The following is a 15,307-nucleotide window of genomic DNA, read 5'->3' as shown; positions in this document are numbered from 1 at the left end:
GGCCAAGCCGTTCCTATTTTCGGTCACCTCCAATGCCACGACTATCAACGCTGGCGGTTTTCCTCGCAGCCCTTCTCGCGTGGCATGTGGCAAGCACGCAGGGCTGGGTCACACCCTTCCTGCTGCCGTCTCCGCAAACCGTGTTCGAGACGCTCGTGGAGCTGTCCAGCTCCGGCGTCCTTATGAAACATGCGCTGGTCAGCCTGCGGCGCGTGGCCTTCGGCTATCTGCTCGCGATCGGATTGGCCGTTCCCGTCGCGCTGCTGTTCAGTGTGAGCCGAACTTTGCGCCGCGCGATCGAGCCGCTGTTGGAGTTTCTCCGGCAGATACCGCCGCTTGCCATGATGCCGCTATTGATCCTGTGGCTCGGCATCGGGGAGACACAGAAGATCGGGATCATCGTCCTGTCCTGCTTCTTCCCGATATTCTTGGGTGTCCGCGGCGGCATCGCCGCCGTTGACCGCAAACTCATTGATGTCGGAACGGTCTACAGTTTCACTCGGACCGAGATCATACTGCGGATCGTCCTGCCTTCGGCCCTGCCGTCGATCGTGGTCGGACTGCGCATCGGCCTAGGCTATAGCTGGCGCGCCCTCGTCGGCGCCGAGCTGATAGCGTCGTCCGCAGGGCTTGGCTACATGATCGTCGACGCGGAAAACCTGGCGCGCACCGATATCGTGCTGGCGGGCATCCTCGTGATCGGCATGCTCGGCCTGATCAGCGATCACCTGCTCCGATACCTCATCCGTCGCAAGGCGAGCTGGCTGTCCGGCGATCTGGAGATGGCGCGTGCTTGAGGCGCTCCAGCTCGGCAAGGCCTATCGGCTGGGCGAGACGAAGGTCGTCGCCCTCGCCGACGTCGATCTCTCCTTCCCGCATGGGTCGATCACGACGGTGGTCGGCCGCAGCGGCTGCGGCAAGACGACCTTGCTGCGCCTCCTTGCCGGGCTCGAACAGCCGACCAGCGGCGAGCTGCGGCGTCAGGACGGTCCCGTGCGGACGGGCGTCGTTTTCCAGGAAGCACGATTGATGCCCTGGCTCGACGCGCTCGGGAATGTCGCTTTCGGTCTGCGCCGACGCTTTCCCCCTTCCGTCACGGAGGAGCGCAGCCGGGCCGCTCTCGCGACTGTCGGCCTGTCCGCCTTCGCCGATGCCATGCCGAGCCAGCTCTCGGGCGGCATGGCGCAACGCGTCGCCATCGCCCGAGCCCTGGTGACAGAGCCCGATCTGCTGCTGCTCGATGAGCCCTTCGCAGCGCTGGACGCCTTCACCCGCCGCGTCATGCAGAACGAGCTGATCGCGATCTGGCAGGAGAAGCGCCCGACCATCGTCTTCGTCACCCATGACGTCGAGGAGGCGGTCCTGCTCGGCCAGCATGTGCTCGAGCTCGATCGCGGCCGAGTCGTCGGCCATGAGCCGGTCGATCTGCCGTTTCCGCGCGACCCAACAGCCGCATCCTTCAACGACCATCGTCGGCGCATCCTCGCCAATCTCACCTCACCCGCGCGGGAGCCGAATTCTGCTCCCGCCATTGAAAAGGAGACGTTCTCGTGAAACTGCTCGCTTCCCTGAGCCTTGCGCTCACATTGCTGATCGGCCCGGTCGCAGCGGTGGACAAGCCGAAAACGGTCCGCGTCACCTATGTGACCGCCCCCTTCAACGTGCCGTCCATCGTGATGCGCGAGAAGGGCTATCTCGACGAGGCCTTCGCCAAGTTCGGCATCAAGGTCGAGAATCCCGAGATAACATCGGGTGCCCAGCAGACGCAGGCGCTCGCGGCCGGCGAGATCGACATCGCCAGCGTGCTCGGAGGCACCTCGGCGATCCTCGCGCGCGCGAATGGCGTCGATCTCAAGGTCGTCGCGGCCTATGCGCGCTCGCCCAAGGCCTATTTCCTGATGACCCGCGCCGACGGCCCGGCGAAGATCGCCGATCTCAAGGGCAAGAAGATCGCGGGGCCGAAGGGCACGGTGCTGAACCAGCTGCTGGTGGCGGCGCTCGCCTCGCAGAAGCTGACGCTGAACGACGTCGAATACATCAACATGGATCTGCCGGCGGCCCGCGCCGCCCTTCTAGCCGGCCAGGTCGACGTCGCCACGCTTGCAGGGGCCAACGTCACCCTGGTGGAGAAGGCGGGCGGCAAGGCCCTGACCAGCGGCGACGGGCTGATCAAGCCGACGACGGTGATCGGCGCTCGCGCGGCCTTCGCCGATCAGCATCCCGATCTGCTCGCGGCCTATTTCGAGGCGCATCGGAAGGCCCTGGATTTCATGGCGAGGAATCCCGAAGAGGCGCTGGCGATCGCCGCGAAGGAGCAGAAAATCTCGATCGAGGACGCGCGGGCGCAAATGCCCCTGTATGACTTCGCCCCAGCGATGACCGCGGCGGATGTCGCCAACCTCGCCGAAGACCAGGATTTCATGATCCAGGCGGGCATGCTGCCCAAGGCCAAGGCGATCGACATCAAGACGAACCTCATCGCTCCGTCCGCCTTCACCCTGAAGTAAGCCCGCAGGGCGCCGGTCCTTCCACGGCCGGCGCCATCGCTTTCGGTTCAAGCATCATGCGTCTTTCGATTCTCGATCCTCTCGTTCTGCCGAAAGGCGGTACTTCCGGCGACGCCCTGCGAACGGCCGTCCGCATGGCGCAGGCCGCAGAGCGGCTGGGCTTCACCCGCTATTGGATCGTCGAGCATCACGACGTCGCCTTTGAGGCCAATCCCGCGCCCGAGGTCTTCGCCGCGGCGCTGGCCGGCGCGACCTCGCGGATCAGGATCGGGGTCGGCGGCGTGCTGCTGAACCATTACAGCCCCTACAAGGTCGCGGAGGCGATGCGCACGCTGAACGCGCTGTTCCCGGGCCGCATCGATGTCGGCATCGGTCGCGCCACGGCAGGGCCGGCCGCCGACCGCGCGCTGCAGCGCCTGCGGGAGGCTGAGCCACCGGACGATCATGCCGCCCAGGTCGAGGAACTGATCGGCTGGCTTGGCAATGACCTGCCCGCCAGCTCGCCGTTTCATGGCATCCGCATCATGCCGGACGAGCCGCCCGGTCCCTTGCCGTGGATTCTGGCGGTCAGCGAGGAAAGTGCCGAAAGAGCCGCTTCCCTGGGCCTTGGCCTTGCCTGCAGCGCCTTCCACAAGCCGGAACAGGCGCCGCACGCGGCGGCTGCCTATGCGAGGAATTTCACCCCCTCGCGCTACGCCGCCGGCATCAGTGCGCCGCAGGCCTTCATCGCGGCGCGCGTCATCATCGGAGAAACCCAGGAGGAGGCCGAGCGGCTCGCCATGCCGGTGCGCGCGGTGTTCAAGCTCCGGCGCTCACCGGAACGGGTCATGGTTCCGCATTTGCCGGAACTCGGCGAATCCATCGCAGTCATGGATGGAATGATCCGCGCCGAGACCGCGGACTGGCCTGCCTATATCGTCGGCGCGCCCGAGCAAGTGAAGATGACGTTATTGCGTATGGCGGATGCAACCGGGATCGACGAGTTCATGGTCCAGGATTTCCTTGACGACCCGGACCTGCGCTTGCGCAACTATGAGCTTCTGGCCGCAGCTCTAAGGTTGAAACCGCAAGGATTCCCCTTGGAACTTTCTCATAACGAAATGTTTGATCCCGGGTTTTGATGGCGCAGTCTTTTCGCGCGAGTGGAAGGATGCGCTATGGCCAGGTTCACCCCGGGAGCGCCCCGATGATCGCGCCTGCTCGGCCACGATCCGCATGGCCGCGAAGCGGGCCTTCAGCGGCCCCTTGGTCCCACGCCGCCAGCTCGGCGCGCGCCAGGGTCTGGCGGTTGGCGTTCTCCAGGGCCGAGGCGTATCGCGGCGCGACCCCGACCGAGCGCTCGCCCTTCTTCGGCAGCGCCGTGTCGTCGACGACCAGCCAGGCCTCGGCGCCGCCGACCATCCTGTCGGCCTCGGCGAGCAGGGCCTCCTCCAACGCCGCCGCGTCCCAGATGCCGCCGGCTACGAAGTGATGAAGCTGGTCGCAGCCGACGCCACCGTCGCGGGCCGCCATCGGCTGGATGCCCTTGCGGTCGCCGGCGCCGATCAGCCCCGCCGCATGGGCCGGACACATCCGCGCCCGCACCTTGTGCCGCAGCGCAGCGAGAAAGGGGCGAGCCAGCGTTCGAGGTCGGACTTCCAGCTCTCGTCCATGGCCGGCCCTCCAGAAAGCCGACCACCCATGAATCACGCAAACCACGCCGCGGGAATCCCAAAAACGCCAGCCGTCTCAAAAAATCCGCCAAAGTGCTAAAGCTTGCATACAAACTCGAGAAAGACGTCGCGCGGGAAGTTTCATTTTCGCACCCCTTGAGATCGCGGAGCCGAGCCTCGTCGAAATGAGAGCTGTGATCGATGGCGATCCGGTCGAGGCGAGCCTGGGATCCCTCCGGATCGTAGCCAGGTGAGCGAACAGCAGGTGCCGGCGCCGCCTGCCGTGCATCAGCATTCGTTGCGCGGATTCAGGATGTCTCGCAGGTGGTCGCCCACCATGTTGATCGCCACCACCGTCAGCAGCAGGGCCACTCCCGGGTAGAAGCTGATCCAGAACTTGCCCGAGAGCATGTACTGGTAGCCGTTCGCGATCAGCATGCCGAGCGAGGGCTCGGTGACGGGCACGCCGAGTCCGAGGAAGGACAGGGTCGCTTCCAGAGCGATGGCGCGTGCGACCTGAACGGTCGCGATGACCAGCAGGGGCGTCAGGCAGTTGGGCAGCAGGTGCCGCAACAGGATCCGCGTCGACGACGCCCCCATGGCCGTCGCGGCCTCGATATATTCCTTGCGGCTCTCGATCAGAGCGCTCGCGCGGGCGGTCCGGGCATAGGTCGCCCACTCGACGATCACCAGCGCCAGGACGACATTGGCGATGCCCTTGCCCAGGAAGGCCAGGATCATCAGCGCGATCAGGATCGCCGGGAAGGAAAGCTGCAGGTCGACCAGGCGCATGATGGTCGTCTCGACGCGGCCGCCGGCATAGGCAGCGAAGAGCCCGAGGATCGCGCCGATCGTCGCCGCGGCGACGGCCGACGTCACGCCGACGAAAAGCGATATCCGCAGGCCGTAGAGAATGGCCGAGAGCATGTCGCGGCCCTGCGTGTCGGTCCCGAGCCAGTAGGTCATGCCGGTGGCCGCCTTGGATCCCGGCGGGAGGCCGCCGTCGAGGATGTCGAGCTGCGTCAGGTCATAGGGGTTCTGCGGCGAGACCCAGGAGGCGAACACGGCCAGAAGCACGACCGTGGCGAGCAGTGCCAGCCCGGCGAGCGCCGTCCGCGAGGCGGTGAAGGCTCGCAGGAACCGGTGCGTCGGCGTGATCGGCACGGGCGTCCCGGACTGCTTCGGCACGGAAGCGCTCATCGGCCGACCCTCACGCGCGGATCGAGCAGCGTGTAGATGCTGTCGACGATCAGGTTGATGATCACGAACAGCAGCACGATGATCATCAGGTAGGCGACGATCATTGGCCGGTCGAGCACATGGATGCTGTCGATGATCAGCTTGCCCATTCCCGGCCAGGCGTAGATCGTCTCGGTGACGACGGAGAAGGCGATCACCGACCCGAATTCGAGCCCGACGATAGTCACGACCGGGATCAGGATGTTGCGGAGCAGGTGTCGCCAGACGATGGCACCTTCCGACAGTCCTTTGGCCCGCGCCGTGCGGATGTAGTCCAGCGGAATGATCTCCCTCGTCTCGGCCCGCACCAGTCGCATGACGAGGGAAATCTTGAACAGGGCGAGGTTGAGCGCAGGCAAGGCGAGATGCTGCAGGCCGTTCAGCGTCAGGAACGACCATTGGATGCCGAAGAGCTCGCGGGTCTCGCCGCGACCGCCGGAGGGAAACCAGCCGAGTTGCACCGCGAACACCATGATCAGCAGCAGGCCGACCCAGAAGCCCGGCAGCGAGAAGCCGAGGATCGAACCGGTCATGATCGCCTTGGATACGGGAGAACGCGGCCGCACCCCGGCATAGAGCCCCAGCGGAATGCCGATCACGACGGCGATCAGCATCGCAGTGACGGCGAGTTCGAGCGTCGCCGGCATGCGCTGCAGGATGATCTGCAGGGCGGGCTCGTTATAGACGAAGCTGCGACCGAGATCGCCACGGAGCGCCCCGCCCAGGAACGAGAGATACTGGACCCAGAGCGGCCGGTCGAGTCCGAAGGCCGCGATCGCGCGCAGGCGCTCGCCCTGATCGGCGTCCTGCGAGATCAGGGTCTCGACGGGATCGCCGATGACGCTGATGCCGAGGAACACGATCACGGTCATCGCCAGGACGACGAAGCAGGCCTGCAGCAGCCTGCGCAGGAACCAGGCGCTCATGCCTGCTGCCCGCGGTCAGGGAGGCCTGCGAATATGGGAAAGCGCGACATGAGCGTCTCTCGCGAAACGGGGCAGGCGCAGTCAGCGGCCGATCTTGTGGCCGGAGCGATCGAGGTCGAAACAGGCATCGACGCTGCGGCTGAGATCGCTCTTCTTGATGCGCTGCGTCGGCGTCTTGGGGAACTCGTCGATGCCTTCGATATAGCGCGGAATCTGGAAGTACGGCATCCGCTCCTCGCACCAGCGGATCAGCTCCAGCGGGTTGGCATGCTGCCCGGGCACGACCCGTATGAAGAGTTTGAGGTCGTCGTCGCCCATCTCGCTGGGCACCCCGATCAGCGCGCATTCCTCGATCGCGTCATGGGTCAGGACGATCCGCTCGACCTCCCAGGCCGAGATGTTGACGCCGCGCCGGCGCACGCTGTCCTTCTTGCGGCCGGCATAGAAGAGAAAGCCGTCCTCGTCGCGGCGTGCCAGATCGCCGGTCGAGAACCAGCCATCCCTGACGAGAGCGGCCCCCGCCTCCTCCATCCGGAAATAACCCTTGAAGGCGAGCCCCGCCTCGAGCGGGCGCACGACGATCTCCCCGGTTTCCCCGACGGGCGCCTCCTGCCCGTCCTCGTTTAGCAGCCGCACGTCGTAGAAGGGCAGCGGGCGTCCGCAGGACCCCAGCCGTCCCTCCGGATTGATGGTGACGAAGGTCGTCATCTCGGAAAGCCCGTAGCCCTCCCTCAGCACCACGCCGAAGCGCTCCTCGAAGGCGCGCCAGACGTCGACCGGGCAGCCGCCGCCCCAAGCCATGCGAACCTTGTGTTCGCGGTCCCGCGGACTTGTGGGCTGCTTGAGCAGCAGGGGCAACACGCCGCCCAGATAGTGGATATGGGTCACGTCGTACTGGCGGACCTGCTCCCAGAAGCGGGAGGCGCTGAACCGCTCGACCATTGCGAGCGTGATCGGTTTCATGAGCGCCGCGATCAGCACGGCGACGCCCGCGCCGTGATGCAGCGGCTCCCAGAGCAGGAAGACGTCACCCTGCTTCGCGCCGGTGAGCGCGAGCGTGCCCATCGGCCCTGCGCGCAGGCTACGGTCGCTCTTGAGCACGCCCTTCGGTTCGCCGGTTGTCCCGGAACTCGGCGTGATGGCGATGACGTCGTCAGCCGCGACCTCGACCTGCGGCCGGGCCGGCGAAGCAGCCTCGATCACTTCCGCGAAGCCGGCCTGACCGGCCGCGCCGCGCCAGACGACGCGCAGCCCGGTGACCCGCTCGCTCACCGGGGCCAAGGCCTCGGCATAGGAGTGGTCGGCGATCAGCGCATGCGGCTCGAAGCGGTCGAAGACGAAGTCGAGCGAAGCGCCTTTCAGGTGGACATTGACGGGGATCCGGACGAGGCCGGCCTTCGCGAGCGCGAAGATCGCGACGATATGGTCGGGATGGCTCGGCAGCATCACTGCGACGCGGTCGCCCTTGCGCAGCCCGGAATCGAGGAGAGCGTTGGCCAGGCGGTTGATCCGCTCATTCAGGACGCCGACGGTCCAGTCGCGTCCGTCGAACTGGCAGTAGACATGCTCGGGGTCCTGCTGCGCGCGTGCATCCCAGAGCTGCCCGATCGTGATCTCGCTGGTCTGCATGTCATGTCCCCGCGCGCCCAGACCGGCCGGCCTTCTGAGGCCGCACGACCCAAAGGTATCGGCTAACAATAATGATGATTGAATATTGATATTTGCATCGGAGTCGTGTCAAGCCTTCGAGCGAGGGATAACGGGAGCGCGGCAAGGATGTCGGATATCGAGCTGGAGCGACGTGGCAGCGTCGCCGTGGTCGCCATCAATCGCCCCGCCAAGCGCAACGCCCTCAATGGCGAGGCCTGGCGCGCACTTGGCGCGGCCTTCACCGCCCTGCGCTCCGACGACGGCGTCCGCGCCATCATCCTCACCGGCCGCGGCGGCGCCTTCTGTGCCGGCGACGAGATCGGCGCCTTTGCCGCGGTCCGCTACGACCCGCCGGCGCGCCAGTATTACTGGGATGGGATCATGGCCTGCTACGCGGCCGTATCCGCCGCCCGCGTGCCGGTGATCGCCGCCGTGAGCGGCCCTTGCGTCGGCGGCGGCTGTACATTGGCGCTCAGGGCCGACTTCCGCCTGGCGGACGCCACCGCCCGCTTCGGCGTGCCGCCGGCCAAGCTCGGCCTCGTCTACCCCGCCGAGAGCACGCAACTCCTGGCGGCAACGGCCGGCCTCACCATGGCGCGGCACATGCTCTACACCGGCGCGCCGATCGATGCTTCGGCGGCGCTCGCCTGCGGGCTTGTATCGGAAATCGTCGAGGATGACGTCGTCGATGCCGCGCTGCGCCTGGCCGAGCCGATCATCGCCAATGCGCCGCTTTCGATTCAGGCCGCGAAGCTCGCCTGCGACGCCATCCAGCAAGGCCGGTTCGCCGAAGCCGCGGCAGCGGTGGGCAGGCTATCCGACGAGGCCGACCGCAGCGAGGATTATCGCGAGGGCTCGCTTGCCTTCGCCGAGAAACGCAAGCCGGTCTTCACCGGCCTCTGACGCGCGACCTGCTCAGGATTTCCGTCATAACCAGCGTGTCCGTTCTCGTCGACGCCAATGTCTTCGCCGCCCTCTTCGATGCGTCGGCCGATCCGCTGCGGGTTTTCATGGAGACGCCGGAGGGGCGGGTGATCCGCTTCGGCGAGGTGCCAGAGATCACGGCGCGCTATGCGCAGCTGCTGACCGCGCATGGTGTCGCCAAGGGGCGCCTCATGGGCGGTGTCCTCGAGAAATCGCCCGAGGGAATTCTGCTTTATCTGGCGGCATGCCGCCTCGGCGCGGTCTATCTGCCGATCCATATCGGACTGACCGACGCCGAGATCGGGCACATCATCCGCGATGCGGACCCTGCGCTGGTGGTTTGCGACCCCGCTCGCCGGCAGGCCCTCGCAGACGCCGGCGCGCGGGCTGTCCTGACGCTGGCCGCCGACGGCTCCGGCAGCCTTGCGGCGGAAAGCGCCCATCTGCCCGGCCTGGCCGAACTTGCGGCCGTGGCGGCACATGACCCCAACGCCATGGTCTATACCTCGGGCACGACAGGCAAGCCCAAGGGCGCGCTGCTCTCCGCCGGCAGTGTGATCTGGAACGCGCGCTCGCTGGCCGAGTGCTGGCAGATCACCGCGGACGATGTCCTGCTGCACGCCAACCCGATGGCCTATGGCCTTTTCGGCACGACGACGCCGGCGATGGCCGGCGGCGCGTCGATGATTCTGCTGCCGAAATTCGAGACCGACCCGGTGATCGCACAGCTGCCCCGCTCGACGATTTTCGCCGGGGTCCCGACCTATTACAGCCGGCTGATGGCCGATCCGCGCTTCGATCGCCAGCTCTGCTCGCGCATCCGGCTCTTCGTCACGGGTTCGGCACCGATGCGTGCCGATGCGTTCGACGCTTTCGCAGAGCGTAGCGGTCATCGGCTGCTTGACCGCTATGGCTTGACCGAAGCGCTGATCGTAACCTCGAACCGTGTCGAGGATCGCCGTCGGCCGGATACGTCGGGCTCGCCCTTGCCGGGTTCGCAGATCCGCCTCGTCGATGCTGGCGGCGCGTGCGTCCCGACCGGTGAGGTCGGAATGATCGAACTGCTGCAACCCTATCCCTTCCTCGGCTACTGGCATGATGCCGAGAAGACGGGGAAAGCCTTCCGCGAAGGCTGGTTCGTGACCGGCGACTTCGGGCGGATCGACGAGGCCGGCTGTGTCAGCGTGCTCGGGCGTGGTGCCGACCTCATCATCACCGGCGGGCTCAACGTTTATCCGAAGGAGGTCGAAGTCGAGCTCAACGCGCTCGACGGCGTGCTGGAAAGCGCCGTCATCGGCGTGCCTCATCCCGATTTCGGTGAGGCGGTGCTGGCGGTCGTGCAACTTTCCAGCGCTGCCCCAGCTTTCGATCCGACCTCCGCACTGACCGAGCTGCGGGCCTGTCTGTCGGGCTACAAGGTGCCCAAGCGCATCGAGGTTCTGCCGGAGATACCGCGCAACACCCTCGGCAAGATCCAGAAAAATCTCCTGCGCCAGCGCTTCCTGACCGCGTTCGATCCCGCGGCTCGCGCTTGAGGACGAGGGCGAAGCTGCTACAGCTACCCACTGATCGGAGGACGAACGAACGATGGCCGGGCTGCCGACTTCTAGCGACAGGACGCTGCCGGCTGCCGCGACGCCTGGTCAAGCCGGGCCGGAGATCGACGAGCGTCTGTTCGTCGCCTCCGTCGCGAAGGCGATGAAGGTCCTCGAGGCGTTTGATCGCTCGACGACCAATCTCAGCCTCTCCGACATCGCGCTCCGTACCGGGCTTGGCCGCAGCGCCTCGCAGCGATTCATCTACACACTGGAGCGGCTCGGCTATCTCGACCGCGACGAGCCGACCAAGCGCTACGCCCTTTCGCGCAAGGTCTTCCGCTTCGCCCACCATGCCGCCGGCTCGAATGCGGGCCTCGAAGCCGCCTTTCCGGCGATGCGGGATCTTGCCGAGCAGACCCGCGAAACGATTTCCTGGGTCGAGGTCGACGGCACCGATATCGTGATCATCGCAACGATCGCGAGCACGCACATCTCCTCGGTCAACCTGCCCGTCGGGACGCGGTTTCCGGCGTTGTCGTCATCCTCGGGGCAGATGCTGCTCGCGCATTCCGCACCGAGCCATGTCGAGAAGGTCTGGGCCGCATCGCATGAATCGGTCTCACTGCGCACCAAGGCGACCAATCCGGCAGAGATGATGCGGATACTCGAGACGGTCAAAGGTATCGGCTTCGCCGTGACCGAGAAGAGCATGGAGCAGGGAAGCATCTCGGTATCGGCCCCGGTGCATGACCGTGCCGGTCGCGCCATCGGCGCCATCAATCTGTCGACGCTGACCACGCGCTACGATCGAGGTTTGGCGACCAGGGAACTGGCCCCCCTCGTCACGCGCGCCGCCCTCAAGGCGACGGACGGCCTGATCGGCTAAGTCGCCGCGCCTCCGCAGCGTGATCGCGGCGTCATCGAGCCTGCGGTTCCCGCTCCGCGGCTCGGAGCTTTGGCAATTCCGGACTTTCGCGAACCGTGTCTCCGACTGTCTTGACAGCGCGCCAGAATTGTCCTTAAATAATTATTATTATATACCAATAATAGGGGGATGGGGCATGATCTGGCTTACCGACCGTCCGGCGTGGCAGTTCGCGCTCGTTTCGGGCTTCCTTCTTGCCTTCGGTTCCACCAGCGCATTCGCCGAGAAACTGACGATCGGCATTGGCGGCTCGGTGAATTCGATCGACCCGCATTTCTACAGCACGACCCCGAACAACCTGGTCGCGTTCCATATGTACGACCGGCTGGTCGGTCGCAGCCCCGACGGCAAGCTGATGCCCGCTCTCGCGACCGAGTGGAAAGCGATCACGCCCACGACATGGGAGTTCAAGCTCCGCGAAGGCGTGACATGGCATGACGGCAAGCCCTTCACGGCGGACGACGTCGCCTTCACCCTGAAACGCGCCATCGACGTTCCGAACAATCTCGGCGGCTTCGCCGGCATCATCCGCCCGATCACGGCCGCGGAGGTGGTCAGCCCGACCGTCATCCGGCTGACGACGGCCTCGCCGGTTCCCAACCTGCCGAGCGACCTGACGCGGCTCGCCATCGTGTCGCGCCACGTCGGAACGAACGCCAGCACGGCCGACTACAACAGCGGCAAGGCCGCGATCGGGACCGGTCCGTTCAAACTGGTCACCTACGTGCCCGGCGAACGCATCGAATTTGCGCGGAACGACAATTGGTGGGGGCCGAAGCCGGCTTGGACGACGCTCACCATCCGGCTGCTTCCCAACGCAGCCGCCCGGACCGCGGCACTGCTCTCGGGCGACATCGACCTGATCGACTCGCCTTCGGCCAGCGACCTGCCGCGGCTGGAGAAGACCGCCAACATTTCCGTCTCCTCCGTCGCCGGCATGCGCGTCAACTACGTCGTCCCGATGATCAAGCCGGCCGAGGACGCGCCGGCGGTGACAGACAAGAAGGGCACAAAGCTCGATCCGTCGCCGCTGGGCAACCAGAAGGTCCGCGAGGCGCTGTCGCTGGCGATCAATCGCACCGGCATCGCCGATCGCATCCTGCTCGGCACCGCGACCCCGACAGGCCAGTGGCTGCCCGCCGGCATCATGGGTTACGACGCCAAGACACCCGTCCCGGCCTACGACCCCGAGAGGGCCAAGGCGCTGCTCAAGGAAGCCGGCTTCGCGGATGGCTTCAAGTTGACCCTGTCGACCTCGAACGACCGGGTGCCTTACAGCGTCGAGGTCGCCCAGGCACTGGCGCAGATGTGGAGCCGCATCGGCGTCGAGACCGCGATCGATGCGGTGCCGTTCAGCGTCTACTCGTCGCGTGGGTCCAAGAGCCAGTTCGCCGCCTATCTCGGCAGCTGGAGCAACAATTCGATGGAGGGCACGGGCCTGCTGCGCGACCTCCTGGGCACGCGCAACAAAGAAACGGGCTGGGGTCTCTACAATTGGGCACAGTACTCCAGTCCGAAGCTCGACGCCGTCAACGCTGCCGCTATCTCGGAGACGGACGACACCAAGCGCGAGAAGCTGGTGCTAGACGCCGTGAAGCTCGTCACGAGCGATGTCGCCATCATCCCGCTCTATCACTTCAAGAACATCTGGGCGACGCGCGGCACCCTGCGTTACGAGCCGCGCGTCGACGAATTGACGCTCGCGACCGACGTCTACGAGAAGTGACGCGGGCGAGGCGTTCCAACGCGCGGCGGTCACAAAAGGCGGGTTCAACCGGTTGTCGCAACGGGGCCATCATACTGCTGAGCGAGGAACCGATCGAGCATCTCGATCGGTGTTTTCCATTATAGCGTTTTGCGAGGCCGCGTGTTGATCGCGTGGGCGACGGCGGCCAGTTCTTCGGTTGAGTGCTGGCTGAGATCGGCGCCTTTCGGGAAGTACTGGCGCAGAAGCCCGTTGGTGTTCTCGTTCGAGCCGCGCTGCCATGGGCTTTGCGGATCGCAGAAGTAGACTTCCAGCCCGCTCTCGATGCGGAGCCGAGCGTGCTGAGCCATCTCGGCTCCCTGGTCCCAGGTCAGCGATTGACGAAGCGTCGCGGGCAGTTCGCTCATGGATTGGACGATCGCCGTGCGAACGGCTTCAGCACCGTGGCCGGCAAGTGGCGGGCCGTTCTTGACCCGCTGTCCACGCTGATATCCCTCTTGGCGCGGCAGGTGCAGCAGCATCGTGAAGCGCGAGCTGCGTTCGACGCGCGTGCCGATCGCCGAGCTGTGCAGGCCCAGGATGAGATCACCTTCCCAATGCCCCGGGATCGCCCGGTCTTCGACCGCTGGCGGCCGTTCGCCGATCATGATGGCATCGCCCACGAAGGGCTTTCCACGGCCGCGGGTCCGCTCACGCGGAACGCGCAAAGCTCGCCCCGAGCGCAAGCAAGCCGTCAGCTCACGGCGCAGCGCGCCGCGACCCTGATGTACAGGGACTGGTAGATCGCCTCGTGGCTGATGCGCATGGTAGGATCATCCGGATAATCGATCCGAAGTCGATGGGCGTGTCGCGTGGCAGTCAAATGTGAGAACGCATCCTCGGTCAGCCAGCCGCTGAACTCATGGCCGGGCACGAAGGGCGTCGCGATCACCGCCGAACCGATGCCGCCATCCTTGTAGTAGTGCAGGTCGCTGCCGCAGAGCCCGACCGCCACGACGTCGAGCAAGGTTTCGCCCGTGCTCCCTCGTGGAGATTGAACGGGGCGACGCGGGCATCGCCTGCGGCGTGGAGGAAGACGGCTCGGGACATGGGGTCGGCGCTCGTTTCGCGGAAAGCCGTCGACAAATGTATTTGATGATTTACATTGGTTTACTTCAAGCGCGAAACCGCGCAGGTTCCGCGCGTTGTGGGATGGCTTGAAAGCGATGTAAGCCAGCTTCGACGCCCTCGCCGAATGCCGCCGCGCCACCGCGGGCGCAAGCCCACCGCATCAGGATGCCACCATGCCGGAGGACCCGCAGACGCAAGTTCGAGCCGCCTGGCTCTACTACATGGAAGGGCTGACCCAGGCGGAGATCGCGGAGCGGATGAAGATGACCCGTTTGCGCGTCAACCGGCTGCTCGTCGAGGCGCGCGGCAGCGGTCTCGTCAACATCACCATCAATTCCCGGCTGGAAAGCTGTGTCCGGCTGGAACGCTCGCTGATCGCACGGTTCGGCCTGAAGAACGCGGTCGTCGTGCCCAGCCCCGCCGACCCCGACCAGATCGCGGCACAGATCGGCAAGGCCTCCGGGGAGTTCGTCTCGCGGGTCATCGAGGAGAAGCCTTCCGGCATCTTCGGCGTCGGCTGGGGCGGAACCCTCAGGGAGACCATCCGCCATATCCGCCCCGGACAGTACCGCGATCTCTCGGTGACCTCGATGATGGGCGGGCTGACCTATGGCATCGAGATCAACACCTTCGAGATCGCCAGCCATTTCGCCCGGCTCTGGCAGGCGGAGTGTCATTATCTCGCGGCGCCGATCTATGCCGGGGCTCCGCAGTCGCGCGACACCATACTGGCGCAGGACGTGTTCGAGACGGCCTTCACCCGGATCAGGGCGACCGATGTCGCGATCCTCAGCGCGGGCGATCTCAGCGAGCGTTCGCTGCTGGTGCGCTACGGGCTGCCGGGCGACGTCCGTGTCGCGGAGCTCGCGAAAGCGGGCGCGGTTGGCGACATGCTGGGCCAGTTCATCGACCGCGGCGGCCAAGCGATTGCGCATCCGATCAATCGCCGGGCCATCGCCCTGCCGCTCGACGCCTTGCGCCGGATACCGACCGTTATCCTCGCCTCCGGCGGAGCCAACAAAGCGGAAGTCATCGCGGCCACCTTGCGTGGGAAGCTCGCTTCGGTGCTGATTACGGACGAAGAGGCGGCGACTGCCGTGCTGGAGAGCTCGGCGCCTGCCTGAAGAGCCG

General features: G+C 65.9%; 12 protein-coding genes and 3 pseudogenes. 9 read left to right on the top strand and 6 right to left on the bottom strand.

Annotated elements, in window-relative coordinates; genetic code table 11:
- Positions 1 to 86 precede the first annotated feature (86 nt).
- From AC1RRW_RS16045 to AC1RRW_RS16030, 4 genes are read left to right on the top strand one after another with little or no spacing between them, the layout of a single operon-like run.
- Complete coding sequence (locus AC1RRW_RS16045) at positions 87 to 797, top strand: ABC transporter permease (protein WP_492901813.1); 711 nt, start codon at positions 87 to 89, stop codon at positions 795 to 797.
- Positions 790 to 1,554, top strand: a complete 765-nt coding sequence (locus AC1RRW_RS16040) for an ABC transporter ATP-binding protein (protein ID WP_492901811.1) — start codon at positions 790 to 792, stop codon at positions 1,552 to 1,554. Before AC1RRW_RS16045 ends, AC1RRW_RS16040 begins: the two co-directional genes overlap by 8 nt.
- A complete protein-coding gene (locus AC1RRW_RS16035; protein WP_492901809.1) occupies positions 1,551 to 2,507 on the top strand; it encodes an ABC transporter substrate-binding protein in 957 nt (318 codons plus the stop codon). Before AC1RRW_RS16040 ends, AC1RRW_RS16035 begins: the two co-directional genes overlap by 4 nt.
- A 56-nt stretch (positions 2,508 to 2,563) precedes the next feature.
- On the top strand, positions 2,564 to 3,628 hold the full coding sequence (locus AC1RRW_RS16030; RefSeq protein WP_492901807.1) for an MsnO8 family LLM class oxidoreductase: 1,065 nt from the start codon (positions 2,564 to 2,566) through the stop codon (positions 3,626 to 3,628).
- A 136-nt stretch (positions 3,629 to 3,764) separates the two neighbouring features.
- Here the strand turns inward: AC1RRW_RS16030 and AC1RRW_RS16025 are convergent.
- The 4 genes and pseudogenes from AC1RRW_RS16025 to AC1RRW_RS16010 all read right to left on the bottom strand — a co-directional run.
- A pseudogene (locus AC1RRW_RS16025) lies at positions 3,765 to 4,196 on the bottom strand (transposase); the annotation flags it as partial.
- A gap of 251 nt (positions 4,197 to 4,447) precedes the next feature.
- The gene (locus AC1RRW_RS16020) at positions 4,448 to 5,359 is read right to left on the bottom strand and encodes an ABC transporter permease (RefSeq protein WP_492901806.1); all 912 of its coding nucleotides are present in this window, start codon (positions 5,357 to 5,359) and stop codon (positions 4,448 to 4,450) included.
- Complete coding sequence (locus AC1RRW_RS16015) at positions 5,356 to 6,324, bottom strand: ABC transporter permease (protein ID WP_492901805.1); 969 nt, start codon at positions 6,322 to 6,324, stop codon at positions 5,356 to 5,358. The genes AC1RRW_RS16020 and AC1RRW_RS16015 overlap by 4 nt, the downstream gene beginning before the upstream one ends.
- Before the next feature lie 81 nt (positions 6,325 to 6,405).
- Positions 6,406 to 7,953, bottom strand: coding sequence for an AMP-binding protein (locus AC1RRW_RS16010; RefSeq protein WP_492901803.1), 1,548 nt, complete (start codon positions 7,951 to 7,953; stop codon positions 6,406 to 6,408).
- A gap of 147 nt (positions 7,954 to 8,100) precedes the next feature.
- Here AC1RRW_RS16010 and AC1RRW_RS16005 point away from each other — a divergent pair, with 147 nt between their 5' ends.
- From AC1RRW_RS16005 to AC1RRW_RS15990, 4 genes are all read left to right on the top strand, one after another.
- A complete protein-coding gene (locus AC1RRW_RS16005) occupies positions 8,101 to 8,877 on the top strand; it encodes an enoyl-CoA hydratase/isomerase family protein (protein WP_492901801.1) in 777 nt (258 codons plus the stop codon).
- Positions 8,878 to 8,912: 35 nt separating this feature from the next.
- A complete protein-coding gene (locus tag AC1RRW_RS16000) occupies positions 8,913 to 10,433 on the top strand; it encodes an AMP-binding protein (RefSeq protein WP_492901799.1) in 1,521 nt (506 codons plus the stop codon).
- A gap of 52 nt (positions 10,434 to 10,485) precedes the next feature.
- The gene (locus AC1RRW_RS15995) at positions 10,486 to 11,322 is read left to right on the top strand and encodes an IclR family transcriptional regulator (RefSeq protein ID WP_492901797.1); all 837 of its coding nucleotides are present in this window, start codon (positions 10,486 to 10,488) and stop codon (positions 11,320 to 11,322) included.
- Positions 11,323 to 11,497: 175 nt separating this feature from the next.
- Complete coding sequence (locus AC1RRW_RS15990; RefSeq protein ID WP_492901796.1) at positions 11,498 to 13,087, top strand: ABC transporter substrate-binding protein; 1,590 nt, start codon at positions 11,498 to 11,500, stop codon at positions 13,085 to 13,087.
- 44 nt (positions 13,088 to 13,131) lie between these two features.
- Here the strand turns inward: AC1RRW_RS15990 and AC1RRW_RS15985 are convergent.
- Together AC1RRW_RS15985 and AC1RRW_RS15980 are read right to left on the bottom strand one after the other, a co-directional pair.
- Positions 13,132 to 13,910, bottom strand: a pseudogene (locus AC1RRW_RS15985) (IS30 family transposase); the annotation flags it as partial.
- A gap of 96 nt (positions 13,911 to 14,006) precedes the next feature.
- Positions 14,007 to 14,060: pseudogene (locus AC1RRW_RS15980) on the bottom strand (hypothetical protein); the annotation flags it as partial.
- Positions 14,061 to 14,349: 289 nt separating this feature from the next.
- Between AC1RRW_RS15980 and AC1RRW_RS15975 the strand changes: the two are divergent.
- Positions 14,350 to 15,300 carry a sugar-binding transcriptional regulator gene (locus tag AC1RRW_RS15975; protein WP_492901794.1) on the top strand — a complete coding sequence of 317 codons (951 nt, stop codon included), beginning with the start codon at positions 14,350 to 14,352 and terminating at the stop codon, positions 15,298 to 15,300.
- The last annotated feature ends 7 nt before the right edge of the window (positions 15,301 to 15,307 follow it).

This window comes from Allobosea sp. GW821-FHT12C12, from assembly GCF_058807355.1.
This window is presented reverse-complemented; position numbering and strand designations above follow the sequence as displayed.

Excerpts from the sequence above, each read along its gene's own strand:
- AC1RRW_RS16030 (WP_492901807.1), top strand. The coding sequence starts at position 2,564 with ATGCGTCTTTCGATTCTCGATCCTCTCGTTCTGCCGAAAGGCGGTACT.
- AC1RRW_RS16020 (WP_492901806.1), bottom strand. The coding sequence starts at position 5,359 with ATGAGCGCTTCCGTGCCGAAGCAGTCCGGGACGCCCGTGCCGATCACG.
- AC1RRW_RS16015 (WP_492901805.1), bottom strand. The coding sequence starts at position 6,324 with ATGAGCGCCTGGTTCCTGCGCAGGCTGCTGCAGGCCTGCTTCGTCGTC.
- AC1RRW_RS16010 (WP_492901803.1), bottom strand. The coding sequence starts at position 7,953 with ATGCAGACCAGCGAGATCACGATCGGGCAGCTCTGGGATGCACGCGCG.
- AC1RRW_RS16005 (WP_492901801.1), top strand. The coding sequence starts at position 8,101 with ATGTCGGATATCGAGCTGGAGCGACGTGGCAGCGTCGCCGTGGTCGCC.
- AC1RRW_RS15995 (WP_492901797.1), top strand. The coding sequence starts at position 10,486 with ATGGCCGGGCTGCCGACTTCTAGCGACAGGACGCTGCCGGCTGCCGCG.
- AC1RRW_RS15990 (WP_492901796.1), top strand. The coding sequence starts at position 11,498 with ATGATCTGGCTTACCGACCGTCCGGCGTGGCAGTTCGCGCTCGTTTCG.
- AC1RRW_RS15975 (WP_492901794.1), top strand. The coding sequence starts at position 14,350 with ATGCCGGAGGACCCGCAGACGCAAGTTCGAGCCGCCTGGCTCTACTAC.